Consider the following 24,406-nt stretch of genomic DNA (forward strand, 5'->3'; position numbering starts at 1 on the left):
AACGGACTCGGGTCGGCCAGGACCGCCGACGACGACCCGTCGCCGAGCGCGCGCAGCCCCGCCGCAGCTCCGACGGACGCCGCCGGTCCCGGCCCACCCCGCGGCGGTGGGCGCGAACGCCCCCGTGAACACCCCGGAGCGCGCGAGCGCGCCCACCGCCGCCCGAGACAGCGCCGCAGGGCGGGTCGAGTGCCCTCCCCGCCCTGCGGCGTGACAGACCTCCCCGCGGGCCGGGAGCCCCGAACCCCGGCCCGCGGCGGAACCCAGCCAGCCCGGCCCCGGCGAGGGGCACTGGACGCATGATCAGCGACGGGTAGGGCTGCCTGGTGTGCCCTTGGCCGGCCGGCACCGCCGACGATCCCGGGCCGGGGCCAGCGAGGGGCACTGGGCGCATGATCAGCGCGGGCAGGGCTGCGTGGTGTGCCCCTGGCCGGGCCGGCACCGCCGACGATTCCCAGCCGGCCGATCAGCCCGGCAGCCGCGCCAGCACCGCGGTGAGCACCGCGACCGCGCCGGCCTTGTCCAGCGGGTCGTTCCCGTTGCCGCACTTGGGCGACTGCACGCACGACGGGCACCCCGACGGGCACTCGCAGCCCGCGATCGCGTCCCGCGTCGCCGCCAGCCACGTCCGCATCGCCTCGTGCCCCCGGTCGGCGAAGCCCGCGCCGCCGGGGTGCCCGTCGTGGACGAACACCGTCGGCCGGCCGGTGTCGGGGTGCAGGGCCGTGGAGACGCCGCCGATGTCCCAGCGGTCACAGGTCGCGACGAGCGGCATCAGCCCGATCGCGGCGTGCTCCGCGGCGTGCAGCGAGCCCGGCACCCGCGCGGGCACGATCCCGACGCCGTCGAGCAGGGTCTCCGAGAGCGTGTACCAGACCGCGCGGGTCGCCAACGTCCGCGCCGGGAGATCCAGCGGGACCTGCTCGACCACCTGCCCGGACGGCATCCGTCGCAGGTAGCCGACGACCTGCTCGGTCACCTCGACCGTGCCCAGGCAGACCTGCAGCTCCGGGCCGTCGACCGTGGCCGCCCCGAACGACTCGCACTGCTCGGTCTCGACCACCTCGATGTCGGTGACCGAGCGGGACTGCGTCGTCCACTCCGGCTCCTCCGCGTGGACGTGGGCGAGGCCCTCGTCGAGGTCGAGCGAGTCGACGACGTAGCTCTCGCCCTGGTGCAGGTGCACCGCCCCCTCGTGGACGGTGGACGGGGCCGCGCCCGGGTCGACGGTGCCGAGCATCCGCCCGGTGCCCGATTCCACGATCACCACCTGGTCGCCGCCGGACCCGCGGATGTCCACCCCGCCGTGGGGCCGCTCGGTGGGCAGCGCCCAGAACCAGCCGCCGCGGCGACGCCGGACGAGGCCCTCGGCGGTCAGGTCGTCGAGGGCCCGCCGCGCGACCTCCCCGCCGAACACGTCGTCCACGTCCGACGCGGTGAGCGGCAGCTCCGCCGCCGCGCACGCCAGGTGCGGCCCCAGCACGTAGGGGTTGGTCGGGTCGAGCACCGTCCGCTCCAGCGGCGCGCCGAGGACGGCCTCCGGGTGGTGCACGAGGTAGGTGTCCAGCGGGTCGTCCCGGGCGACGAGCAGCACCAGCGCGTCGTCCCCCGAGCGCCCGGCCCGGCCGGCCTGCTGCCAGAACGACGCCCGCGTCCCGGGGAAGCCGGCGACCACCACCGCGTCGAGCCCGGCGACGTCGATCCCCAGCTCCAGCGCGTTCGTCGTCGCGACCCCGCGCAGCGCGCCGCTCATCAGCGCCGCCTCGAGCTCCCGGCGCTCCTCGGGGAGGAACCCGGCGCGGTAGGCGGCCACGCGGCGGGCGAGCTCCGGGTCGACCTCCGCGAGCACCCGCCGCGCACCCAGGGCCGTCAGCTCGGCCCCGCGGCGCGAGCGCACGAACGCCAGCGAGCGGGCGCCCTCGACGACGAGGTCGGCCAGGATCCGCGACGTCTCGGCCCCGGCGGAGCGCCGCACCGGAGCGCCGTTCTCCCCGGTGATCTCCTCGAGCAGCGGCGGCTCCCACAGCCCGACCGCGCGGCTGCCGCGGGGCGACGCGTCCTCGGTGACCTCGACGACGTCGAGGCCGGTCAGGACCGACGCGGACGCGCCCGGCTCCGACATCGTCGCCGAGGCGAGCACGAAGGTGGGACGGGCGCCGTAGCGCGCACAGATCCGTCGCAACCGGCGCAGCAGCAGCGCCACGTGCGAGCCGAACACGCCCCGGTAGGCGTGCGCCTCGTCGACCACGACGTAGCGCAGCCGCCGCAGGAAGGTCGTCCAGCGACCGTGCCGCGGCAGGATCCCGCGGTGGAGCATGTCGGGGTTGGTGAACACCCACCGCGCCGTGCGGCGCACCGCGTCCCGCTCCGCGAGGGGGGTGTCGCCGTCGTACGACGACGCCCGCAGCCCCGTCGGGCCGCCGGGGTCGAGCGCGCGGGCCGTGCGCAGCTGGTCCGCCCCGAGCGCCTTGGTGGGGGAGAGGTAGAGCGCGGTGGCGCCCGGCTCGGCGGCGAGCGCGGCGACCACGGGCAGCTGGTAGGCCAGCGACTTGCCCGACGCCGTCCCGGTGGAGACGACGACGTGGCGCCCGGCCCAGGCGTGATCGGCGGCCGCGGCCTGGTGCTCCCAGGGCCCCGGCACCCCGCGCTCGTCCAGGCGCGCCCGCAGCTCGGCCGGCACCCATTCCGGCCACGGCACCCGTCGTCCGGACCGGGCCGGGACCACCTCGGCGTGGGTGAGCGGGTCCTCGCCCTGGGGCGTGCCGGCCAGGACGCGGCGGAGCAGCTCGGTGCCGTGCCCCGGATCCTCGGGCACCCGCTGCGCCCGGGCGATCGCCCCGACCCCGCCCGACTCCGCCACCACGCCCCCTCCTCCCAGGACCTGTCCGAGATTCGCACACCTGTCCGACACCGGGGCGCGCCGGCATCTCCCACGCGAAAGACGCACATGTCACAGCCGGTTCGGGAACCGGGCGGTCACGTGGTCGAGGCCACCCCCATACACTCCGTCCCCTGTCACTGTGCGCGGCTCGCGCGTGGTGACGATCACCCGCGCCGGAGACGCCGCCAGATGGCCTCCCGACGCCGTCGATCCGTTCCAACCGGGAGGCTGGATGCAAGCGTCCGTCCTCGCTCAAGGGGTCGAGTTCTCCTCGAGCGAATACGTCGTCGTGAGCGTGGTGGCGGTGATCGCGCTCATCGCCCTCGCCATCGGCTTCTTCCTGCGTCAGCAGGTGCTCGCCGCCGACGAGGGCACGCAGAACATGCGCGACATCGGCAAGGCCGTCCAGGAGGGCGCGAGCGCGTTCCTCCAGCGGCAGTTCCGCACCCTCGCGCCGTTCATCGTGATCGTCTTCCTCGTGCTGCTCGCGCTGCCCGCGGACAACTGGGGCGAGCGCATCGCGCGCTCGATCGCCTTCGTCTTCGGCGCGGTGTTCTCGATGAGCATCGGTGGCCTGGGCATGAACCTGGCCACCAAGGCGAACATCCGCGTGGCCGCGGCCTCGACCCGGCCCGGCGGCCGCGACCAGGGCGCCCGCATCGCGTTCCGCACCGGCGGCGTCGTCGGTATGGCGACCGTCGGCCTGGGTCTGCTCGGCGCCTCGATCGTCGTGCTCATCTTCGTCGAGAACGCCCCGAAGGTCCTCGAGGGCTTCGGGCTCGGCGCCGCGCTGCTCGCCATGTTCATGCGTGTCGGCGGCGGCATCTTCACCAAGGCCGCCGACGTCGGCGCCGACCTCGTCGGCAAGGTCGAGCAGGGCATCCCCGAGGACGACCCCCGCAACGCCGCCACCATCGCCGACAACGTGGGCGACAACGTCGGTGACTGCGCCGGCATGGCCGCCGACCTGTTCGAGTCCTACGCGGTGACCCTGGTCGCCGCGCTGATCCTGGGCTCGGTCGCGTTCGGCACGCTCGGCCTGACCTACCCGCTGATCGTCCCGGCCATCGGCGTGATCACCGCCATCATCGGCGTCTTCATCACCCGGACCCGCGAGGGCGAGAACGCCCTCAAGGCGATCAACCGCAGCTTCTACATCTCCGCGGGCATCTCGCTGGTCCTGACGGTCATCGCGGCGTTCGTCTACCTGCCGTCGAGCTTCACCGACCTGCCCGGCGTGAACGCCGCGTCGGTCGGCGACCTCGCCACGGCCGGCAACCCGGCGATCATCGCCGCGGTGGCCGTCGCCATCGGCATCGTGCTCGCGATCATCATCCTGGCGCTGACCGGCTACTACACCGGCACCGAGGACCAGCCCGTCAAGGACGTCGGCACCTCGTCGCTCACCGGCGCCGCCACCGTGATCCTCGCGGGCATCTCGGTCGGCTTCGAGTCGGCCGTCTACACCGCGGTCGTCATCGCCGCGGCCGTCTTCGGCGCGTTCCTGCTGTCCGGCTCGGTCATCGTCGCGCTGTTCGCGGTCGCCATGGCCGGCACCGGCCTGCTGACCACGGTCGGCGTCATCGTCGCCATGGACACCTTCGGCCCGGTCTCGGACAACGCGCAGGGCATCGCCGAGATGTCCGGCGACGTCGAGGGCCCCGGCGCCGAGATCCTCACCGAGCTCGACGCCGTCGGGAACACGACGAAGGCCATCACCAAGGGCATCGCGATCGCGACGGCCGTGCTCGCCGCGACCGCGCTGTTCGGCTCGTACAACGACGCCATCCGGCAGGCCTACGAGTCGGTCGGCAGCCAGCTCACCGCCGACATCTACAACGTCACCAGCCCGAACCTGCTGGTCGGCGTCGTGATCGGCGCGGCGGTCGTCTTCATGTTCTCGGGCCTCGCGATCAACGCGGTGTCCCGGGCGGCCGGCGCGGTCGTCTACGAGGTCCGCCGCCAGTTCAACTCGATCCCCGGGATCATGCAGTACAAGGCGGGCGGTGGGGAGGCAGGCCGGCCCGAGTACGGCCGCGTCGTCGACCTCTGCACCCGCGACGCGCTGCGGGAGCTGGCGACGCCGGGCCTGCTCGCGATCCTCGCGCCGATCACGGTCGGCTTCGGCCTCGGCATCGGCTCGCTCGCCGGCTACCTCGGCGGCGCGATCGCGACCGGCACCCTCATGGCGGTCTTCCTCGCGAACTCGGGCGGCGCCTGGGACAACGCGAAGAAGCTCGTCGAGGACGGCAACCACGGCGGCAAGGGGTCCGACGCCCACGAGGCGACGATCATCGGCGACACCGTCGGCGACCCGTTCAAGGACACCGCCGGCCCGTCGATCAACCCGCTGATCAAGGTCATGAACCTGGTCTCGGTGCTGATCGCCCCGGCGGTGGTCGCCCTGTCGATCGGTCCGGACGCCAACCTGGCCGTCCGCGTCGTGATCGCCCTCGTGGCGCTGCTCGGCATCGTGGCGGCGGTCTACGTCTCGAAGCGACGCTCGACCGCGATCGCGGACTCGAACACCGACGCCCCGGCGCCGGCGCAGGTCTGATCGCGACGGAGGGCACCGTCGGCCGCCCGCGGGTGGTCGGCGGTGCCCTTCGTGCGCTCCGGGGGTCGGCCCGTGCAAGCAGAGCGTCCCTATCGGCGTGCTCCCTTGTCTGCTTGCATGGAGCGACAGGAAAGCCGCCTCGTCGCCGGGCTCCCACACTGGTTCGAACGCATGTTCTACAGTGCGGCCGCGTGGGGCAGATGTCGTTCTACTCGGCGGACGCCCTGCCGCGCGCGGTCACCGACCTCGAGGGCGTGCTGTGCGCCGGCGGGGTGCTCACGCTCTTCGGCCGCGGGACGGCCGCGCGCCTGGCGATCGTGCTCGGCACGCCGCCGCCGGAGATCGAGGTCCCCGACGACGAGGCGGTGCCGACTCCCGACGACGAGGCGGTGCCGGCGACCGGCCCCGCGCACGACGAGCGGGACGCCGTCGCCGTCGGAGGGCCCTCCGGATCGCCACCCGGTCCCGGTGAGCACCGGGCAGCCCGCGGCGTCCCCGCGCCCGACGCGGCCCCCCAGGTGCCCGCCGAGCACGGGGCCGACTGGGACGAGGGCGTCGACGAGATCCCCGACGACGAGTTCCCCGTCCGCGACGACGGGCCGCCGGCGGCGGCACCCGACGAGCCGCCGCCCGGGCCCGAGCCGGCCCCACCCGCCGTCGTCACCCCCGACCCCGTCACGGAATGGCGGGCCCACGCCCTGTGTTGCGCCTTCCGTGGACGGGGAGTCCCCGCCGACGTGGAACGCCTCCCCGACGGGCGGCTGGTGGTGCGCAGCGCGTACCGCGCCGACCTCGTCCCGCTGGCGGACGCGTGGCGCCGTCCCGACGGCGCGCTGGCGGTACCCGGACAGCTCGATCTCGACGGCCCCCGGCTGCGGCTGTGGGTCCTGGCGGCGGGGCGGCGACGTGGGCGTGCTTACACTCTCGGTCTCGACCCGCACGCACGGGCCACGCACGAGCCACTGCTCACGGCGTGTCAGCGCGCGGGCCTCGGCGCAACCCTTGCCGGGGACGAGGACGAGCCCGTGGTCGCGATCGTCGGCCAGCGCCGACAACGCCGTCTGGCCGAGCTCGTCGGTGGCCGCCCACGGACCCTGGTGGACGATGTGTGGCCGGGGTGACCTCCGCCGAACGGTGCGAGGGCAGGACTCTGACCAGCACGGATCGGGCAACCGAACCGGGGTGGACGCGGGAACGACAGCGGGGGACGACACGTTCTCGATGGCACGGACGTCGCCGTGAGGCACACTGGCGGCGAGCGGGGCACCCGACGACGGGGCTCCGCGCAGCGACGAGACGAGGCATGACTGGTGGCAGCGGGAGAGGCAGCGGCCGGTTCCAGGGCGTCGAGGACGACACGGAGCGCAACCACGACGGCCGGCGGAGGAACCGCGACCGTCGACGAGACGCCGGAGCAGACCGCCCCGGCGCCGCGGGGGCGCACGTCCGGGACGCGCAAGGGGAACGGCGCGAAGGGCTCCGGGGGCGGCCGGAAGAACGGCAACGGCACCGCGACGCCGGCCGGTGACGGCAACCGGCGGCTGGTGATCGTCGAGTCGCCCGCCAAGGCCCGCAAGATCGCCGACTACCTGGGCTCCTCCTACATCGTGGAGTCGAGCCGCGGGCACATCCGTGACCTGCCGCGGGGTGCCGCCGACGTGCCCGCCAAGTACAAGGGCGAGAGCTGGGCGCGCCTCGGGGTCGACGTCGACAACTCCTTCGAGCCGCTCTACATCGTCACGCCGGACAAGAAGTCGACGGTCACCGAGCTCAAGGACGCCCTCAAGGAGGTCGACGAGCTCTACCTCGCGACGGACGGCGACCGCGAGGGCGAGGCCATCGCCTGGCACCTGCTCGAGACGCTGAAGCCGAAGGTGCCGGTCCGCCGGATGGTGTTCCACGAGATCACCGAGTCGGCCATCCAGGCCGCCGCCGCGAACCCGCGCGACCTCGACCACGACCTCGTCGACGCGCAGGAGACCCGCCGCATCCTCGACCGGCTCTACGGCTACGAGGTCAGCCCCGTGCTGTGGAAGAAGGTCATGCCGAAGCTCTCGGCGGGCCGCGTCCAGTCGGTGGCGACCCGCGTGATCGTCGAGCGGGAGCGCGAGCGCATGGCGTTCGTCTCCGCCTCGTACTGGGGCATCGACGCGGTCCTGCGCACCGCGAAGGAGCAGGCCGAGGCGAACACGCCGACGTTCAAGGCGGCGCTCACGGCCGTCGACGGTGCCCGCGTCGCCACCGGTCGCGACTTCGACGCCCGGGGGCAGCTGCGCTCTCACGACGTGCGCCGGCTGGACGAGGCCGACGCCCGCCGCCTGGCCGAGGGCCTGGCGTCCAGCGACTACGCCGTCTCCTCGGTCGAGGAGAAGCCGTACACCCGTCGTCCGTATGCCCCCTTCATGACCTCGACCCTCCAGCAGGAGGGCGGCCGCAAGCTGCGGTTCTCGGCGGAGCGGACGATGCGCACCGCGCAGCGGCTCTACGAGAACGGCTACATCACCTACATGCGCACGGACTCCACGACGCTGTCGGAGACCGCGATCAACGCCGCGCGCACCCAGGCCCGCGACCTGTACGGGGCCGAGAACGTGGCGGAACAGCCCCGCCAGTACACGCGCAAGGTGAAGAACGCCCAGGAGGCCCACGAGGCCATCCGCCCCGCCGGCGACAGCTTCCGGACGCCGGGTCAGGTCGCGAGCGAGCTCGCGGGCGACGAGTTCCGGCTCTACGAGCTGATCTGGCAGCGCACCATCGCCAGCCAGATGCGCGACGCCCGCGGCACGACGATGACCGTGCGCATCACCGGCACGGCCGCCACCGGCGAGGAGTGCACCTTCTCGGCGTCCGGCCGGACCATCACGTTCCCCGGGTTCCTCCGGGCCTACGTCGAGACGGTCGACGACCAGTCGGGCGGTGAGGCGGACGACGCCGAGAGCCGGCTCCCCCGCCTGGCCGAGGGCGACGCCCTGACCGCCGACGAGCTCGACCCCTCGGGGCACCAGACCAGCCCGCCCGCCCGGTACACCGAGGCGAGCCTCGTCAAGACGCTCGAGGAGCGCGGGATCGGCCGGCCGTCGACCTACGCGTCGATCATCAACACCATCCAGGAACGCGGCTACGTCTGGAAGAAGGGCACCGCCCTCGTCCCCAGCTGGATCGCGTTCGCCGTCGTCGGGCTGCTGGAGAAGCACTTCGAGCGGCTCGTCGACTACGACTTCACGGCCACCCTCGAGGACGAGCTCGACGCGATCGCGGCGGGCAACACCCAGCGCCAGACGTGGCTCTCGCACTTCTACTTCGGCGGCGACGGCGCCGCGACCAACGGCGACGCGGGCGGCGTCGAGGGCGCCATGACGCAGGCCGGCGGGCTGAAGAAGCTCGTCGGGGACAACCTCGAGGGCATCGACGCCCGCGAGGTCAACTCGCTGCGGATGTTCGCCGACGAGCAGGGACGCGACGTCGTCGTGCGGGTCGGGCGCTACGGGCCCTACCTCGAGCGGATGGTCACCGAGGACGGGGAGGAGCGCTCCCAGCGGGCGAACCTGCCCGACGACCTCCCGCCCGACGAGCTCGACCTCGCCCTCGCCGAGCAGCTCTTCTCCACCCCGCAGGAGGGCCGCTCGCTGGGCACCGACCCGGAGACCGGCCACGAGATCCTCGCCAAGGAGGGCCGCTTCGGGCCCTACGTCACCGAGGTGCTGCCGGAGGGCGCGAAGGAGAAGCCGCGCACCGGCTCGCTGTTCAAGTCGATGACGCTCTCCGAGATCGGCCTGGACGACGCGCTGAAGCTGCTCTCGCTCCCCCGGGTGGTCGGCACCGACCCGGAGTCCGGCGAGGAGATCACCGCGCAGAACGGCCGCTACGGGCCCTACCTCAAGAAGGGCAAGGACTCGCGGTCGCTCGACAGCGAGGACAAGCTCTTCACGGTCACGCTCGAGGAGGCGCAGAAGCTCTACGCGCAGCCCAAGCAGCGGGGCCGGGCCGCCGCGAAGCCGCCGCTGAAGGAGCTGGGCAAGGACCCGGCGTCGGGTGAGCAGATGGTGGTCAAGGACGGCCGGTTCGGGCCGTACGTCACCGACGGCACCGGGGTGAACGCCTCGCTGCGCAAGGGCGATGACGTCGAGACCCTCACCGACGAGCGCGCCGCCGAGCTGCTCGCCGAGAAGCGGGCCAAGGGGCCGGCGCCGAAGAAGACGACGTCGCGGTCGTCGTCGGCGAAGTCGAGCACCTCCTCGAAGGCGTCGAGCACGACGAAGAAGGCGCCGGCGAAGAAGACGACCACCCGGAAGTCGCCCACCACCTGACGGTCGACGTCGAGGGGCGCACCACACATCCCCGGGACCACCCGGACGTGTCCGGTGTGCCCCTCGAGTCGTGTTAACGACCATTCCCCGCCGCCCGATAGCCGGGATGCCCGGGGCGCGACGCTGCTCCCGGACCAGTTCCGGGGGGAACCACCCGCATGATCGCGCGCCTGCGCATCGCCCGACCCGCCGTCCTCGCCGTGACGGCCGTCGTCGGGGCCCTGTTCCTCGGCGGGTGTGTCCCGGCCGAGTCGCCGCGCTCGCTGTCCTCGCCGGCCACCACGTCGGCGGCACCGGCCGTGTCGGCCGCGGCCGGGTCGGTGGCGGACGACGCCGCGACGTCGGGCGACACGACGATGGTGAGCCGGGTGATCGACGGCGACACCTTCGAGGTCACCGGCGGGGTGAAGGTCCGGGTGCTGGGCATCGACTCCTGCGAGTCCGGCACGCCGGGGGGCACGCGCGCCACGCGGGCCGCCGAGGACGCGATCCTGGGCCAGCCGGTCCGGCTCACCGCCCAGCCGGGCGTCGACCTCGACCGCTACGGCCGGGAGCTCCGCTACGTCTCCTACGCCGGCGGCGACTTCGCCGAGATGATGGTCCGCGCCGACCACACCGCGATCTACACGAAGGGGCACAACGACGCCTCGCGGGCGGTCCAGGCCCGGCTGCGGAGCCTCGACGCGAACGGGCGCACCTGCGGGGCGCCGGCGAGTGCCGCCCCGACGACGCGGCGTCCGGCGGCCGCCGTCGGGACCCCGAAGCCGAAGCCGGCGCCCCGGCCGGCCGTCGCCGCACCCGCACCCGCCGTCGGCGCGAGCTACCCCAACTGCGCCGCGGCGCGCGCGGCGGGGGTCGCCCCGCTGCACCGGGGCGAGCCCGGGTACAGCGCGAAGCTCGACCGCGACGGCGACGGGATCGCCTGCGAGTAGTCCTGGGTCACTCCGAGGTGTAGGAGTAGCCGCCCGGCAGGTCGACGGTCTTCTTCTTCGTGCGGCTGTTCCAGGTGAACGGCCCGAGCTTCACGCTGTAGGACACCGTCTTGCCGGACTCGGAGCGCGAGACGTTGCGCCACATCGGCAGCGGTCCGAGACGACGATGCTTGCGGTAGTTGAGGCCCACGGGAGCTCCCTGCCCGTTCTCCCCGGGCCTTACGCCTGGCGCGACCCGACGAACCCGTACGCCTCCTCGGCGAGGGCGTGCCAGGCGTCGGGGTCGACGGCCGCGACGGCCACCCACTCCTTCATCGGTCGCCCCCGCCCGGCCCCGAACGGGGCGCCCTCCCCGGCTTCGATCAGGGCGCGCACCCGGGCGGCGGGCAGCTTCACGACGAGGGCCCCGTCGCGGACCATCGCGAAGATCGCCCCGCCGACCGTGAGGGCGTCGGCCCCGAAGCCCCGCCGGGTCGGGTCGGGAGGGGCCACGCCGGGGCGGTCCCGCAGGGCGGTGACCACGTCGTCGAAGCACGCGTCGGGCTCCACGGCGACAGCCTCTCCCCCCGGTCCACTGGCCGAGACCGCCCGATCGTGTGATGGTCGGGGGATGGACGTACGCGGTCCACACCACGACCCGCTCGCCGACGGCCCCCTGACCGGTGACGACGGCACCGCCCCGCCGCCCCCCTTCGCCGACCCGACGGCGGGCACCGCCCGCCCCACCGACGTGCGGCTGCCTCCCGTGACGGACGCCGAGGGCGTGGCGGCGTGGATGCAGGCCGACCGCGAGCGCGGCCTCCAGCTCTGGGAGCCGGAGGTCCGCGACGTGCCGCCGCCGCGCCCGGTGCCCGCGCAGCGTCGTCACCGCACGCTGCCGCCGGAGACGGTCGAGGACGCGGCGCAGGTGCGCGGCGCCGCCCCGGAGGGGGAGTCGGCGTGGCGCCGGGAGCGGCGCGAGGAGGCCGAGTTCCGCGCCCAGTTCGGGGAGTGGCGGGCCGACCGGGCGGGAGCGCCGTCGCGGGGTGTCCTCGGCGGGGTGCGTCTGGGTGCGCCGCTGCTGGTGCTGATCGCGGTCCTCATCGCCGTGGTGGCGCTGGCGCTGCACCTGTGAGGGCCGGCGGTGGTGCCGGCGACGGACCCTTGCTGACACCTGACGTCAGGATGGACCCGTCCTGACACGGCCCGCCTGACGCTGTCGGTGCCGTGGGGCATCATCGGGGTCGTGAGCGTGTGGTCGCAGGTCGTCGGTCAGCCGGAGGCCGTCGCCGAGCTGCGGGCCGCCGCGGAGCACGCCTCCCGCGTCCGGTTCTCCACGGACGAGCCGGGTGACGACGCCGAGGGCCGTCACGGGGGCGCGATGACCCACGCCTGGCTCTTCACCGGCCCGCCCGGGTCGGGCCGGTCGGTGGCCGCGCGCGCGTTCGCCGCGGCGCTGCAGTGCCCACGCGGGGGCTGCGACGCCTGCCAGGTCTGCCACACCGTCCTGGCGGGGACCCACGCCGACGTCCACGAGGTCGTCACCGAGGGGCTCTCGCTGGGCGTCAAGGAGATGCGCGCGGTCATCGAGCGGGCCGCGCGGATGCCCACCACGGCGCGCTGGCAGGTCGTGCTCATCGAGGACGCCGACCGGATGACCGAGCAGGCCTCGAACGCCGTGCTCAAGGCGGTGGAAGAGCCCAACGAGCGCACCGTGTTCCTGCTGTGCGCGCCGAGCGAGCACCCCGACGACGTCAGCGTCACCATCCGCTCCCGCTGCCGCCCGCTGCGGCTGCGCACCCCGGTCACGTCGGCCATCGCCGACGTGCTGGTGGAGCGCGACGGCATCGACGCCGAGACCGCCAGCTGGGCGGCCAGCGTCTGCGGCGGGCACATCGGGCGGGCCCGTCGGCTCGCGCGCGACGAGGACGCACGGAACCGTCGGGAGGCCGTGCTCACCGTCCCGCGCTCGCTGCGCAGCGCCGCCGAGGTCTTCGCGGCGGCCGACGGCCTCGTGGGTGCCGCGGAGGCCGAGGTCGTCGCCCTGACCGGGGAGCGCGACGAGGCCGAGCGGGAGGAGCTGGCCGTGTCCATGGGCGCGGGCGGGTCCGGCAAGGGCGTCGCGCAGGCCCAGCGCGCGGCGAAGGCGGCCGAGAAGGACCTCGTCGCGAAGCAGAAGCAGCGCGCCACGCGCACCCGGCGCGACGCGCTGGACCGCGCGCTGGTCGACCTCGCCGGCTACTACCGCGACGTGCTCGTGCGCGGGTTCGGCGCCCAGGTCACCGCCACCCACCCGGACCGGGCGCGCGAGGTCGAGTCGGCCGCCCGCGAGGGCTCCCCCGAGGCCGCGCTGCGCCGCCTGGAGGCCGTCCTGGTGTGCCGCGAGGCCCTGGAGACCAACGTGAAGCCCCAGATCGCGGTCGAGGCGATGGTGACGGCCCTCCGCGAGGGCTGATGGGCTGACCGGGCGGATGGGCGATTCCGCCCCCGGGCGTGGTTCGTGGCGGTTAGCGTGCTCGGCGTGAGCACGCCCGTCCCGCCGCCCGGGCTCTACACCCAGCCCCCGGTGGGCCTCTCGCCCGCCCTCGCCGACCGGCCGGTCGAGGCCGCGGACCCCGCGGTGCTCACCGACGGCCAGGTGGTCCCGCGCCAGGTCGTGCCCGCTCCCGCCGTCGGTGGAGCCTTCTCGGTCGACCTCGATCGCGCTCCCCAGGTGCTCCAGGACCTCCGGGCCGCTCGCGACGAGTTGCAGGACCTCGGCCGTGACGCGATGCGACTCGGCAAGGTCGATGCCGGTTCGCACGACCAGGTCAGCCTCGACGCGGCCAGGGCTCTCGAAGCCGTGGCGGTCGGCGGCCACGGAAGTCTCGTCGAGGCGGTCAATGCAGGCCTGCGCCAACTCGACGGATTGATCGAAGCGATCAAGAGCGAGTTGGCCGCGTACCGGGCGGCCGAGAGCACCGGGGCTGCGCGCTTCGATGAGCGCGCGTAGGGCGATCCTGGCCGCTCTGCTGGCCGGCCTCTGCGCAGGTTGCGCCACAAACCCGGGCTCACCGGCGCCGTCACCATCTCCCCGCTTCGGGGCTCCCGTGGTGACGGCCCCTCGGGACGTCTCTGCGGTCGCCGAGAGTCCGTGTGCGTCCCTGCTCGAACCGTCCGAGCTCCACCAACTCGGGTTCAGCGGTCCCGGACGTCAGCGGACGTCGATCGATGTCCAGGAGTGCTCCTGGAGCAACGCGGACGATGAGGACTTGGCCATGGCGGTCGATGCCGACCGCGACTTGCTGGCCGATACGTACCGCACCCGGTTGAGCAGGATCTTCGTCCCCGTCACGGTTGCGGGGTATCCCGCAGTCCGCCAGCGGATGTCGGATGACGACAACACCTGCACCGTGACCACCGGTCTGGGGCCTCGGCAGGCCCTGGAAACTGAGTGGTCGGGGCTGATGACGCGGCAGACGTCGGACCCGTGCACGCATGCCGAGGAGGCGATCGCTCTCGTCATCAGGAAGCTCCCGCCCCAGAAGTGAGCGTGTCCGACGGGCACGGTCCGGAAGACCCTTCGCCGCGGGGGCAGCGAAGTGCTCCCAGGCGACCGAGTCGCCGCGACTCGGTCGCGCGAGAACGCTTCCGCCTGCCGGGCCGCGAGCGATGTTCCCGGTTCGTGCGCCGTCCCGACGGCGATCTGCTCCCGAGCGACCGAGTCGCCGCGACTCGGTCGCGCCAGAACACTTCCGCCTCCCGGGCCGCGAGTGCTGTGCCCGGTTCGTGCGCCGTCCCGACGGCGACCTGCTCCCGCGCGACCGAGTCACGGCGACTCGGTCCCGTGAGGACACTCCCGTCCTCAGACCTCCGCGACGTCCACCACCGCCGCGCCGGTCGCCGCGAGCAGCTCCTCCGGCGTCGCGTCGAAGACCGTCCGGGGCGACCCGGCCGCCGCCCACACGAGCGACCACCCGAGCACGCCCCGCTCCACGTACGTCCGCACCGGCGCGACCAGACCCACCGGCGCGACCCCACCGATCGCGAACCCTGTCCGCTCCCGCACGAAGGCGCCCGATCCCTGCTCCACCGGGGCGCCCACCACCTCCGCCAGCCGCCCGACGTCGACCCGCGACGAGCCGGAGGCGAGCACCAGCACCGCCTCGTCGGTCGTCGGGACCCGGAACACCAGCGACTTCACGATCTGCCCGACCTCGCACCCGAGCGCCGCGCCGGCCTCCGCCGCCGTCCGCGTCGAGTCGGGGAGCTCGCGCACGCGCCCGCCCAGACCGAGCTCGTCGAGGGCAGCCGCCACCCGGTCGACGCTGCGCACCTTCGCCACGCGCGGTCAGCCCATCCGGCGGTTGGCGAGGACCGGCAGCACCGACCGGGCCTTCTCGACGGAGGCCGTGTCGATGTCCACCACCAGCAGCCCGGGGTCGGCCTCCAGCGACTCCTCCACCACGCCGAACGGCGAGGCCACTAGCGAGTGCCCGACACCCCGCGGCGCCTTCCCGGGGTCGATGCCGTGGGCCAGCGGGTCGGCCTGGTCGCAGGCCAGCACGTACGTCGTCGAGTCGATCGCCCGGGCCCGCACGAGCAGCTCCCACTGCTCGACCTTCCCGGGTCCCGCGCCCCACGAGGCCGGGAGCAGCACCGTCGCGGCCCCGCGGTCGGCCAGGGCGCGGAAGAGCTCCGGGAAGCGGATGTCGTAGCAGATCGCGAGGCCGAGGGTCTCGCCGTCGACCTCGACGACCACGGGCTCGGCCCCCGGCGCCACGGTGTCGGACTCGGCGAACCCGAACGCGTCGTAGAGGTGGATCTTGTCGTAGGAGGTGTCGACCCCGCGGCCCGTCGCGAGCAGCGTGTTCGTCACGCGGCCGTCGTCGGTCGGCGTGAACATCCCGACGACGACGAGCACCCCGTTCCGCTCCGCGATCGCGCGGACCTCGGTCGCCCACGGCCCGTCCAGCGGCTCGGCCACCGGCTTCAGCGACACGCCGAACCGGCACATCGTCGCCTCGGGGAACACGACGACCGAGGCGCCCTGCTGCGCCGCCAGCGCCGTGTGGTCGGCGACCAGCTCGAGATTGGCCGCCGGGTCGTCGGAGGCCAGGATCTGGGCGAGGGCAACGCGCATGAGTCCGTGTATACCGGTCCGGTGGACGTCGCCGAGTACCTGGCGCGCATCGGAGCGAGCGCCGAGGACGACCTCGCGACCCTCACCGACCGGCACTACCACGCGGTGCCCTTCGAGAACCTCTCGATCCACCTCGGGGAACCCATCGACACCCACCCCGACGCGCTGTTCGACAAGATCGTGCGACGACACCGGGGTGGCTTCTGCTACGAGCTCAACGGCCTGTTCGCCGCCCTGCTGGCCGAGCTCGGGTACGACGTCGCGTTCCTCGGCGCCCGGGTGCACGCCGGCGAGACCGACACGGCGCCGCTCGCGCACCAGGCCCTGCGGGTGACCGGCGACGACCGGGTCGCGCGGCTGGTCGACGTCGGGTTCGGCGGGTTCTGCGTGCCGGCGCTGGAGCTGGCGGCCCCGTCGACTCAGGTGGACCCGCAGCCGGGCGGCGACGTCGAGGTCGTGGGCCCCGACGGCGGGTCCGGCTACCGGCTCGACGGCCGCGAGTACGCGCGCCGCGACTTCGGGCCGACGTGCTGGTGGACCGCCAACCACCCCGACTCCGTGTTCACCCACGGCCCGACGTGCACCCTGCCGCGCTCACCCGCGGGCCGCGTGACGCTCGCCGGGCACCAGCTCATCCGGACCGCGGCCGACGGGACCCGCACCGAGGACGAGCTCTCCGACGACGAGGCACTCGCCGCCTACCGCGACCTCTTCGGCATCGTCCTCGACCGGCTCCCGGTGCCGCTGCACCCGGGCGGCGCCTCACCGTCGGCGTGACCCCTGCGGGGCGGCATCCGCGAACAGCGGGACCAACGCCGGGTCGTTGAACGCCGTGATCCGCCCGACGCGCCCACCGGCCACCGTCAGGACCTGCACGCCGTACGGCACGACCGCGCCGTCGTCGTCGGCCCGGTGGACCACGAGGGCGACCTGGCCGTTGGCCCGGGTCTCCGTCATCCGCCAGGTCCCCGCCCGGCGCAGCACCCGGCCGGCCAGGAAGCCCACCACCGCGTCGCGCCCGGTGAACCACGTGGGCGTGGGCGGCATCTCGAGCTCGACGTCGGCCCGCAGGACCGCGACCAGCGCCTCCGGGTCGGCGCGGGCGAACGCGTCGACGTAGCGGTCGAGGAGGTCCCGGCGGGCCTCGTCGTCGGGCTCGTCGAGGGTCTCGGGGTCGAGGGCGGCCCCGGCGAGGCGGGCGCGGGCCCGGCGCAGGGCGCTGTCGACGGCGTCGACGGTCGCGCCGAGGACCTCCGCGGTCTCGGCGGTGGAGAACCCGAGCACGTCGCGCAGCGCGAGCACCGCCCGCTGGCGTGCCGGGAGCACCTGCAGGGCGGCGACGAAGGCGAGACGGACCCCGGCCCGGCCGGCGACGATCGTGGCCGGGTCCCCGCCGAGCAGGGCGTCCGGCACCGGCTGGAGCCACGGCACCGTCGGGTCGCCCGCCGCGACGGCGACCCGGTGGTCGTCCTGCGGCGCGGCGAGCCCCGAGGGCAGCGGGCGCCGTCCGCGGGTCCCGACGGCGCTCAGGCTCGCCCGGGTCGCGATGCTGTAGAGCCAGCGGCGCAGCGAGGAGCGCTCCTCGAAGCGGTCGATGCCGCGCCAGGCCCGCAGGTAGGTCTCCTGCACCACGTCCTGCGCGTCGTGGACCGACCCGAGGATCCGGTAGCAGTGCGCGAGCAGCTCGGGCCGGAACGGCTCGGCCCGGGCGCTGAACTCGGTCGCGGTGGTCACGGCGCCTCGAGGGGCTGCGGTCCGGCCGCGGTGAGCAGGTACTCGGCGCCCGGGGCCGCGTCGTCGAGGGCGATCCCGACGACGGCCTTGCCCACCTGCTCGGGGGTGAGGCCGGGAGCGCCGGAGGTGACGCCACCGGCACGGGCGGCGTAGGCGGCCGCCGCGGCCGCACCGAGGTCGGTGGCCGCGGTGAGCTGCGGGAGCAGCGTCGTGAACCCGATCCCGAGCCCCGCCCGGTCGGACTCCTCGGCGGCGTAGCGGGCGACGAACCGGACGGCGGCCTTCGCCCCGGCGTAGCCCCCGGACAGCGGCGAGCCCCGCAGCGCGGCCCCGCTCGACACGGCGACCACGTGGCTGCCGGGCGGCAACGGCGCCGTCAGGGCGACCTTGGCCCAGGTGAACGCCTGCCGGGCGTCGACCTCCCACGGAGCGCTGAAGGACTCCCAGGTGTGCTCGTGGACGGGCGCCATCGTCGGGGCGGCTCCGGCGTTGAGGACGAGGAGCCGCGGGTCGTGCTCGGCCAGCACCCACCGGGCGAGCTCCTCGTCGACAGCGTCGCCGACGACCGGGACAAAGCCCTCCCCGAGCTCCTCCTGCTGCGTGCGCAGGCGCCCCGCGTCACGGGCGAGGCCGACGACGGGCATCCCCGCGGCGACGAGGGCGGTGGCGATGGCTCGCCCGAAGCCGCGGCTGGCTCCGGTGACGACGGCGGGTCGGGTGGGCTCGGGCATGAGGGCCTCCGTGCTGGGCGGATGGTGCCTCGTCGAGACCGCCCGGCGGGGAGGGAACCGTCACGCCGCGACTGTGACCTGCCTCACTCAGGCCGGGCGGCCGGCGGCGCGGAACCGCGTGACGAGCCCGTAGACCTCGCACCCGAGGCAGAAGCCGAACGCGGCGTTGAGGAACGCGGCGAGCAGCGCGAACGCGGTGGCGACGATGCCGAGCGCGGGGACGCCGGCGAGGTAGCCCGCCGCGGCGACCACCGTGAAGACGAGGCCGACGGTCTGGGAGAAGCGCACGGGCGCGGCGTCCTCGGTCTCGGCGGGCGGGCCGAGACGCGGGCGCACCGCCAGCCGGAACAGCGCGCCGTAGGGCGACCAGCGCATGCCGAACACCGCGGGCAGGGCGAACACGACCGCCTGGGCGAGCGCGAGCCACCCGCTGCCGGTGATCAGGACGAGCGCGAGGACGACGGTGGTGACGGCGGCGGCGAAGCGCACACCGCGCGGGTCGAGCGGCATGGTGGGTTCCTCGGGGAGGGGTGCGGGCGCGACGGAGGTCAGCGGCCCGGACAGAGGTCCGAGGCGAGGCGGCCGTGGTCCACGGCACGCCGACGGGTCAGCACGCGGAGGATCATCCTGCGCCGGTCAGCTCACTGTCCAGCGCCTCGAGCAGGTCCCGACGACGAGGCACGCCCGAAACCCGCAGCAGCTCACGGCCGTCGCGGGCGAACGCGATCGTCGTCGGGGTGCGCATGACGTGCAGCTCCGACGCCGCCGCGGGGGCGTCGCCGACGTCGATCTCGACGTGGCGCAGGCCCGGCCGCTGCGCGGCGAGCTCGGTCAGCTGCGCGGCGGTCTGGCGGCACGGCGTGCAGATCGGCGAGGAGAGCTGGAGGAGCAGGACGCGGTCGTCGGGCTCCGGGGTCACGTGCGCGAGGGACCACCCGGACGCGGCGCCCGTCGTCGTCCGCACCTTCCCGGACCGGGCGCGCAGGGCGAGACCGACCACGGTGGCGACCACGAGCACGGCGACGACGACGATCGCTCCCACGGCGGACACGTCAGGGCCAACCCGGTGCCCGACGACGATGTTCCCGACCCCGGCCGTCCGGGGCAGGGGCCCGCTCGCCTACACTCGACGCCACTGCCGCCTTAGCTCAGTCGGCCAGAGCAACGCACTCGTAATGCGTAGGTCGTCGGTTCGATTCCGACAGGCGGCTCCATCATTGCTGGTCAGCAGCGTGCTGACCAGCAATGGCGTGCCGGTCACGCCAGGTCGGAGCGCTCGACGAGGTCGAGCAGCTCGCGGTGGATCCGGCCGGGGTACTGCAGGGGCAGGAAGTGGCCGCCGAGCAGCGGCACGAACCGAGCCCGGGGCAGCCGGCGCGCGGTGCGGCGGAGATCGTCGACGTCGGCGAGGTTGTCCAGGACGCCACCGACGATCGTCACCGGGAACGTGGCGAACCCCGTGTCCATGGGCTCCTGCTCGCCGGCCGCGAGCACGAGCCGGGAGTACCAGGTCCACGGGTGGGTGGCGAACTCCCGGGCCACGGCCCCGGTCGCCTTCAGTCCCGGCGGCACCGGGAACCCGGCCAGGGAGACGAGGGCCTGGGCGGAGTCCAGGAACGGGGGCAGCATCGACGCCGCGGCGGCCACCGGCGGCCCCACCCACCGCAGGCCCCAGGCCCCCAGGCGCCCGAGCGGCTCTCGCAGCTCACGGAGCACTCCGCTGGGACCGAACAGGACGCGGAACGGGTCGCCCGGCACGCCTCCGACGGCCAGGATCCCGGCGACGCGCTCGGGGTGGCGTCGGGCGAACGCGAAGGCGATGTTCACCCCGACCGACCAGCCGACCAGCACGGCCCGGTCCATCCCGGCGGCGTCCATCACCGCCTCGAGGTCGGCGGCGTGGTCCTCGACGGTGACGCGGTCGAGGTCCTCGGGGCGCTCCGACGCGTCGAGGCCGCGGTGGTACCAGGAGACCGCGTGCACGCCGCACCCCGGCTCGGCGAGCAGCGGCCACGCCGACGGCGGCGCCCCCATCCCGTTGCTCACCACCACCGGGAGTCCGGCGACCTGGTTGTCCCATGTCCGGATCCACGTGCCGTCGCGACTGACCGTTCCGGACGGATCGACGCGGGCCGCCGGGCTCCCGGCAGCGCCCGTCGCCGTTCTCGGACCTTCGGTGGAGGACACCCCCGAGCGATGCCCACAACGGGCGCGACCCACCGGCGCTCGGACCAAGTGCGTCCGACCGGACCAGCCCGATCATCGCGTGGTCGGCCGCCAGGACGACGGCGCGGCCCAGCCGGTACGTCCGGCACGCGGATCGCGCAGGTCTGCGGCTCTTCTACAGTGAGCGCCGACGTGGCCGACCCGGCCACCGCTCACGCAGGACGCCCGGGGTGGTGCCGTGAAGCCCTTCGTGATCAACCGTCATGGCCGTCTGGTCTTCCCGGCCAACGTCTTCGGCGAGCTGGACTTCACGGTCCTCGACACGCTCGAGCAGTTCACCGCGGTCATCGAGCGGGACTTCGAGGCGAAGGCCCCGACGGGCACCGACATCCTCCACCGGGTGGAGAACGGCTCCTACCCGAGCCGTTTCGAGCTGCTGCGCGATCTCGGCCAGAACCTGTTCTGGGTCAACCGCTACTCGATGACGATGTTCGACAAGCGCCCGACCCGGTGGCGCGACGTGCCCCGCCACCGCGACGACGTCTTCCTCCCGGTGCTGACCCCGTGGGAGGACCGCGAGCGCAAGGTGGCGGCGGTCGAGCGCGCCTACCAGGAACTGCCGCCGCGCTGGGCGGCCGAGACCGAGGACCGGGTCTTCGCCCTGCTCTTCGACGTGTTCCGGCACAAGCTCCACCACGCCACCGAGCTCCCCGCGATCAAGCCGACCGTCGCCGAGTTCCTGGCGCAACCCGACGCCCTCACCTTCGTGATGCCCGACCACGATCCCGACCACCACGTCTTCGCGATGGACGAGATCCTCGACGCCGACGAGGAGGTGCCCGAGCTCGAGGCCCTCACGCGCTGGGCGATGGTGCTGCACAACCAGTACCCGTGGGACGGCTCCCGGACGACGCTGCGCCGCGCGGCCGACATCGGCCCGGACGACTTCGTCGTCACCTTCCACCCGCGCGACCGTGACGTCATGGCCTTCATCGAGCGGGCCAAGCAGGCCCACCCCAGCGGCCCCGCCGTGGTCGGGGCGTCGAGGGCGCCGGTGGAGCCGATGGCGCCGCGGACGCCGTATCCGCCGGTGAGGGTGCGCGAGGCCTTCGCGGTGCGGCCGGCGCTGGAGGCGCTGGCCGTGGTGCGTGGCGAGCACGTCTGCGACAACGTCGACGTCATCCGCAACACCAGCTTCTCGTGGTCGCCGATGAGCGCCGAGGAGATCGCCCGCAAGACCGGAATCCGTGAGCGGCGCTACTCGGCGCGCGACCCCCACCAGCTGGCGCTGGAGGCGGCCGGAGCGGCGCTCGCGAAGTCCGGCCGGACACCCGACGAGATCGGTGCCGTCCTGGTCAGCACCTGCACCAGCAACCGCCAGATCCCCTCCATCGCCTGCTGGGTGTCCGGCGAGCTGGGTCTGGCGCAGACCCACACGTCGATGGACCTGGTCGCCGCCTGCGCCGGACTGCCGTACGGCCTCGCCGAGGCGGTCCGGCAGCTCCAGGAGGTCGACCGGCCCGTGCTCCTGGTGTGCGTCGAGAAGTTCTCCGACAAGATCGGGAGCGCGCGCACCTCCAGGATGATCTTCGGCGACGGGGCGGCCGCGATGGTCGTGGCTCCGGCCGCGCCGGGCGTCCCGGTCGACGTCGAGGTCCTGCAGACCTATGCGAGCGGGCCGGCATCGGAGGTCAACTCGATCATCTGGCCGAACCCGGAGTTCGACAACGACATCACCGTCTACGGGCCCGAGGTCAAGTCGCTGGTCCGGCGCTACCTCGACCAGATGCTCGGCGAGCTCTCCGAGCAGACCGACCCCGACGATCCCGGCCGGAGCCTGCTGGAGAGCATCGAGCTCATCGTCCCCCACCAGGCCAACAAGACGATGATCCTCGACCTGGCGGCGAAGGCGGGGCTGTCGGCCGACCAGCTCTACTTCGACATCGAGTCCATGGGCAACGTGTCGGCCGCGAGCATCCCCATCGCCATCCACGACGCCGTCCGCGACGGCGCGATCGACCACCCCATGAGGATCTTCGAGCCCGGATTCGGGGCCGGGGCCGTGGGCGGCTACGCGGTCGTCCGCATCGACCCCGCGATCGTGGCCGACGAGGTGGTCCTCGATCCCGTCGAGACCCTGCCCACGGCTCCCGCGCAGCGGGCCCCGACCACCATCGACGACGTCCGGGTGGCCTTCGGCGAGTAGCACCGACCGCGAAGGGTGGCGCCGCCCGGCCCGGCCGGGGAAGGTGCAGAGGTGCGCGTGGTCAGCCGGTACCGGCTCAGGGAAGACCAGAAGGACTTCGACGCGCAGCTCGTCGCGGCCGTGCGCGACGAGCTGGACCGCGTCCGCCCCGACTGGTTGCGGTGGGACGTCTACCGCCTCGAGGACGGCGTGACGGTCCTGTCCGTGCTCGACGTCGACGACCCGAGCCAGCTCCGTCGGCTGGTCGAGTTCACCGCCTACACCGAGACGCTCGATGCGCGGTGCGAGGAACCGCCGGTCACCGACGTCGTCGAGCACCTGGGCGGCTACCGGCCCTGACCACGCCCGGTCACAGGTGCGCGGGCATCCGCTTGACCACGTGGAAGAAGTTGCCCGGCATCAGCTCGGGCTCGCCCGCGGTGACGTGCGGGACCCGCGTGAGCAGCTCGGTGAACAGCGCGCGCAGCTGGAACCGCGCGAGCTGGTTGCCCAGGCAGTGGTGGATGCCGCCGCCGCCGAAGCTCACGTGCGGGTTGGGGTGGCGGGAGAGGTCGAGGTCGTGGGGACGGTCGATGCGCGACCCGTCCCGGTTCGCCGAGCTGTAGAACATCACGACCTTGTCGCCGGCCGTGATCTCGGCGCCGCGGAACTCCAGGTCCCGGGCGGCGGTCCGGCGGAACGTCATGATCGGGGTCGCCCAGCGCACGATCTCCTCGACGGCGGTCGCGACGCGGCCCTCGAGGTCGCCGAGCAGCCACTCCCGCTGGTCGGGGTGGTCGGTGAGGGCCCGCAGCCCATGGCTGGTCGACTGCCGGGTGGTGTCGGTGCCGGCGATCGTGAGCAGGCAGAAGAACGCCGCGATGTCCTCGTCGGACAGCTTCTCGCCGTCGACCTCGGCCTGCACCAGCGCGGTGATCAGGTCGTCCTGGGGCTCCTCGCGGCGCTCGTTCGCCAGCCGGATGCAGAGCTGGTGGGTCGAGACGATGGCCTGGAACATCCGGCCCAGGACCTCTTCCTGGGTGTCGCCGACCAGTTCGGGGTCGTGCCACCCGACGAGGACCTTCATCTCCCGGTTGGCCTCCTGCCGGTCGCCCTCCGGCACGCCCATCATGTCGTTGATGTTGTGCATCGGGAGCAGCTCGGCGCACTCGCCGACGAACTCGGCGGTGCCGCCGCCCGCCTCGGCCTGCGCGACGAGGTTGTCGACGACCTTCCGCGCGTTGGCCTCGATCCGGTCGTTGATCCGCCGCATCTGCTTCGGGGTGAACGCCGCAGAGACCAGCTTGCGCATCTTCGAGTGCCGCGGAGGGTCCATCGCGATGATCGACTGGGCGGCCTCGACGAACTCGGCGGGCGCGCTCTCCATGAGGATGCCCGGCCCGGAGAGGAAGTCGTCGTTGCGCTTGGTGACCTCGACGAGGTCGTCGTAGGTCGTCACCGCCCAGAAGCCGAAGTCCTCGGGGTCGTCGAGCAGCGAGTCCTCCATCGGCGGGTGCCAGGTGACGGTGCCGCGCTCGCGGAGCCGGGCGAAGGTCTTCTCGCGCTCCTCGGCGGTCGTCGACCAGAACGCCCGGGAGGAGATGTCCTCGTCGTCGTAGGGGCGGTCCGGGTTGCCGCTGGCGGTGCTCGTCGTGTGCTCGGACATCGTCGGCCTCCTCGCGTGGCTCGCCGCCGAAAAGATCGTGACGGCGACGACACTAAGTCTGGACACATGTACCTCCTGTGTCAAACACAGACGGCCGATGTGTCCACTGGATCGACACATCAGTGCCAGCTGTCTACGCTGCCTGC

Annotated in this window: 22 protein-coding genes and 1 tRNA gene; 12 read left to right on the forward strand and 11 right to left on the reverse strand. The window is 73.8% G+C overall.

Features of this window, described 5'->3' with window-relative positions; genetic code table 11:
• Positions 1-466: 466 nt before the first annotated feature.
• Positions 467-2,815 (reverse strand): DEAD/DEAH box helicase, encoded by a 2,349-nt coding sequence (locus HH311_RS20745; protein ID WP_169185669.1) that lies wholly within the window; start codon positions 2,813-2,815, stop codon positions 467-469.
• A 298-nt stretch (positions 2,816-3,113) separates the two neighbouring features.
• Here HH311_RS20745 and HH311_RS20750 point away from each other — a divergent pair, with 298 nt between their 5' ends.
• The 4 genes from HH311_RS20750 to HH311_RS20765 all read left to right on the forward strand — a co-directional run bounded on the left by HH311_RS20750 (position 3,114) and on the right by HH311_RS20765 (position 10,677).
• Positions 3,114-5,438, forward strand: a complete 2,325-nt coding sequence (locus HH311_RS20750; RefSeq protein ID WP_169185581.1) for a sodium-translocating pyrophosphatase — start codon at positions 3,114-3,116, stop codon at positions 5,436-5,438.
• Between the two features lie 191 nt (positions 5,439-5,629).
• Positions 5,630-6,559, forward strand: a complete 930-nt coding sequence (locus HH311_RS20755) for a hypothetical protein (RefSeq protein ID WP_169185582.1) — start codon at positions 5,630-5,632, stop codon at positions 6,557-6,559.
• A gap of 420 nt (positions 6,560-6,979) precedes the next feature.
• Complete coding sequence (topA, locus tag HH311_RS20760) at positions 6,980-9,745, forward strand: type I DNA topoisomerase (RefSeq protein ID WP_169185670.1); 2,766 nt, start codon at positions 6,980-6,982, stop codon at positions 9,743-9,745.
• 158 nt (positions 9,746-9,903) lie between these two features.
• Positions 9,904-10,677 (forward strand): thermonuclease family protein, encoded by a 774-nt coding sequence (locus tag HH311_RS20765; protein WP_169185583.1) that lies wholly within the window; start codon positions 9,904-9,906, stop codon positions 10,675-10,677.
• Positions 10,678-10,684: 7 nt separating this feature from the next.
• Here HH311_RS20765 and HH311_RS20770 read toward each other — a convergent pair whose 3' ends face one another.
• Together HH311_RS20770 and HH311_RS31055 are read right to left on the reverse strand one after the other, a co-directional pair.
• A complete protein-coding gene (locus tag HH311_RS20770; RefSeq protein WP_169185584.1) occupies positions 10,685-10,867 on the reverse strand; it encodes a DUF4236 domain-containing protein in 183 nt (60 codons plus the stop codon).
• A 29-nt stretch (positions 10,868-10,896) separates the two neighbouring features.
• Positions 10,897-11,226, reverse strand: a complete 330-nt coding sequence (locus tag HH311_RS31055) for a hypothetical protein (protein WP_169185585.1) — start codon at positions 11,224-11,226, stop codon at positions 10,897-10,899.
• A gap of 61 nt (positions 11,227-11,287) precedes the next feature.
• On the opposite strand from HH311_RS31055, the gene HH311_RS20780 reads away from it, so the two are divergent.
• The 4 genes from HH311_RS20780 to HH311_RS20795 all read left to right on the forward strand — a co-directional run bounded on the left by HH311_RS20780 (position 11,288) and on the right by HH311_RS20795 (position 14,186).
• Positions 11,288-11,791: a hypothetical protein gene (locus tag HH311_RS20780; RefSeq protein ID WP_169185586.1), complete on the forward strand. Its 504-nt coding sequence runs from the start codon at positions 11,288-11,290 to the stop codon at positions 11,789-11,791.
• 111 nt (positions 11,792-11,902) lie between these two features.
• Positions 11,903-13,111 carry a DNA polymerase III subunit delta' gene (locus tag HH311_RS20785; RefSeq protein ID WP_312030286.1) on the forward strand — a complete coding sequence of 403 codons (1,209 nt, stop codon included), beginning with the start codon at positions 11,903-11,905 and terminating at the stop codon, positions 13,109-13,111.
• 66 nt (positions 13,112-13,177) lie between these two features.
• Positions 13,178-13,648 carry a hypothetical protein gene (locus HH311_RS20790; protein ID WP_169185587.1) on the forward strand — a complete coding sequence of 157 codons (471 nt, stop codon included), beginning with the start codon at positions 13,178-13,180 and terminating at the stop codon, positions 13,646-13,648.
• Positions 13,635-14,186 carry a DUF3558 family protein gene (locus HH311_RS20795; RefSeq protein ID WP_169185588.1) on the forward strand — a complete coding sequence of 184 codons (552 nt, stop codon included), beginning with the start codon at positions 13,635-13,637 and terminating at the stop codon, positions 14,184-14,186. The genes HH311_RS20790 and HH311_RS20795 overlap by 14 nt, the downstream gene beginning before the upstream one ends.
• A 314-nt stretch (positions 14,187-14,500) precedes the next feature.
• Here the strand turns inward: HH311_RS20795 and HH311_RS20800 are convergent, their stop codons facing one another.
• Positions 14,501-14,980, reverse strand: coding sequence for a YbaK/EbsC family protein (locus HH311_RS20800; protein ID WP_312030287.1), 480 nt, complete (start codon positions 14,978-14,980; stop codon positions 14,501-14,503).
• Between the two features lie 6 nt (positions 14,981-14,986).
• Positions 14,987-15,778: a carbon-nitrogen hydrolase family protein gene (locus tag HH311_RS20805; RefSeq protein ID WP_169185589.1), complete on the reverse strand. Its 792-nt coding sequence runs from the start codon at positions 15,776-15,778 to the stop codon at positions 14,987-14,989.
• Between the two features lie 21 nt (positions 15,779-15,799).
• Between HH311_RS20805 and HH311_RS20810 the strand changes: the two genes are divergently transcribed.
• On the forward strand, positions 15,800-16,555 hold the full coding sequence (locus HH311_RS20810; RefSeq protein ID WP_169185590.1) for an arylamine N-acetyltransferase: 756 nt from the start codon (positions 15,800-15,802) through the stop codon (positions 16,553-16,555).
• Here HH311_RS20810 and HH311_RS20815 read toward each other — a convergent pair.
• The 4 genes from HH311_RS20815 to HH311_RS20830 form a co-directional block, all read right to left on the reverse strand.
• Complete coding sequence (locus HH311_RS20815) at positions 16,541-17,512, reverse strand: RNA polymerase subunit sigma-70 (RefSeq protein WP_169185591.1); 972 nt, start codon at positions 17,510-17,512, stop codon at positions 16,541-16,543. The genes HH311_RS20810 and HH311_RS20815 overlap by 15 nt on opposite strands.
• On the reverse strand, positions 17,509-18,243 hold the full coding sequence (locus HH311_RS20820; RefSeq protein WP_169185592.1) for an SDR family oxidoreductase: 735 nt from the start codon (positions 18,241-18,243) through the stop codon (positions 17,509-17,511). Before HH311_RS20820 ends, HH311_RS20815 begins: the two co-directional genes overlap by 4 nt.
• An 87-nt stretch (positions 18,244-18,330) precedes the next feature.
• Positions 18,331-18,753: a DUF4395 domain-containing protein gene (locus HH311_RS20825; protein WP_169185593.1), complete on the reverse strand. Its 423-nt coding sequence runs from the start codon at positions 18,751-18,753 to the stop codon at positions 18,331-18,333.
• A gap of 112 nt (positions 18,754-18,865) precedes the next feature.
• On the reverse strand, positions 18,866-19,285 hold the full coding sequence (locus tag HH311_RS20830) for a thioredoxin family protein (protein WP_312030289.1): 420 nt from the start codon (positions 19,283-19,285) through the stop codon (positions 18,866-18,868).
• A 95-nt stretch (positions 19,286-19,380) separates the two neighbouring features.
• Here HH311_RS20830 and HH311_RS20835 point away from each other — a divergent pair.
• Positions 19,381-19,457 (forward strand) — tRNA-Thr (locus HH311_RS20835).
• Between the two features lie 43 nt (positions 19,458-19,500).
• Here the strand turns inward: HH311_RS20835 and HH311_RS20840 are convergent.
• Positions 19,501-20,289, reverse strand: a complete 789-nt coding sequence (locus tag HH311_RS20840; protein ID WP_169185595.1) for an alpha/beta fold hydrolase — start codon at positions 20,287-20,289, stop codon at positions 19,501-19,503.
• A gap of 358 nt (positions 20,290-20,647) precedes the next feature.
• Here HH311_RS20840 and HH311_RS20845 point away from each other — a divergent pair, with 358 nt between their 5' ends.
• Both HH311_RS20845 and HH311_RS20850 read left to right on the forward strand, forming a co-directional pair.
• Positions 20,648-22,615 (forward strand): 3-oxoacyl-[acyl-carrier-protein] synthase III C-terminal domain-containing protein, encoded by a 1,968-nt coding sequence (locus tag HH311_RS20845; protein WP_169185596.1) that lies wholly within the window; start codon positions 20,648-20,650, stop codon positions 22,613-22,615.
• Between the two features lie 51 nt (positions 22,616-22,666).
• Positions 22,667-22,954, forward strand: a complete 288-nt coding sequence (locus tag HH311_RS20850) for a hypothetical protein (RefSeq protein ID WP_169185597.1) — start codon at positions 22,667-22,669, stop codon at positions 22,952-22,954.
• Positions 22,955-22,964: 10 nt separating this feature from the next.
• Here the strand turns inward: HH311_RS20850 and HH311_RS20855 are convergent, their stop codons facing one another.
• Positions 22,965-24,260, reverse strand: coding sequence for a cytochrome P450 (locus tag HH311_RS20855; RefSeq protein ID WP_169185598.1), 1,296 nt, complete (start codon positions 24,258-24,260; stop codon positions 22,965-22,967).
• Between the last annotated feature and the right edge of the window lie 146 nt (positions 24,261-24,406).

Origin of the sequence: Actinomycetospora sp. TBRC 11914 (assembly GCF_012933465.1) — a bacterium.
Taxonomy (GTDB): Bacteria; Actinomycetota; Actinomycetes; order Mycobacteriales; family Pseudonocardiaceae; genus Actinomycetospora.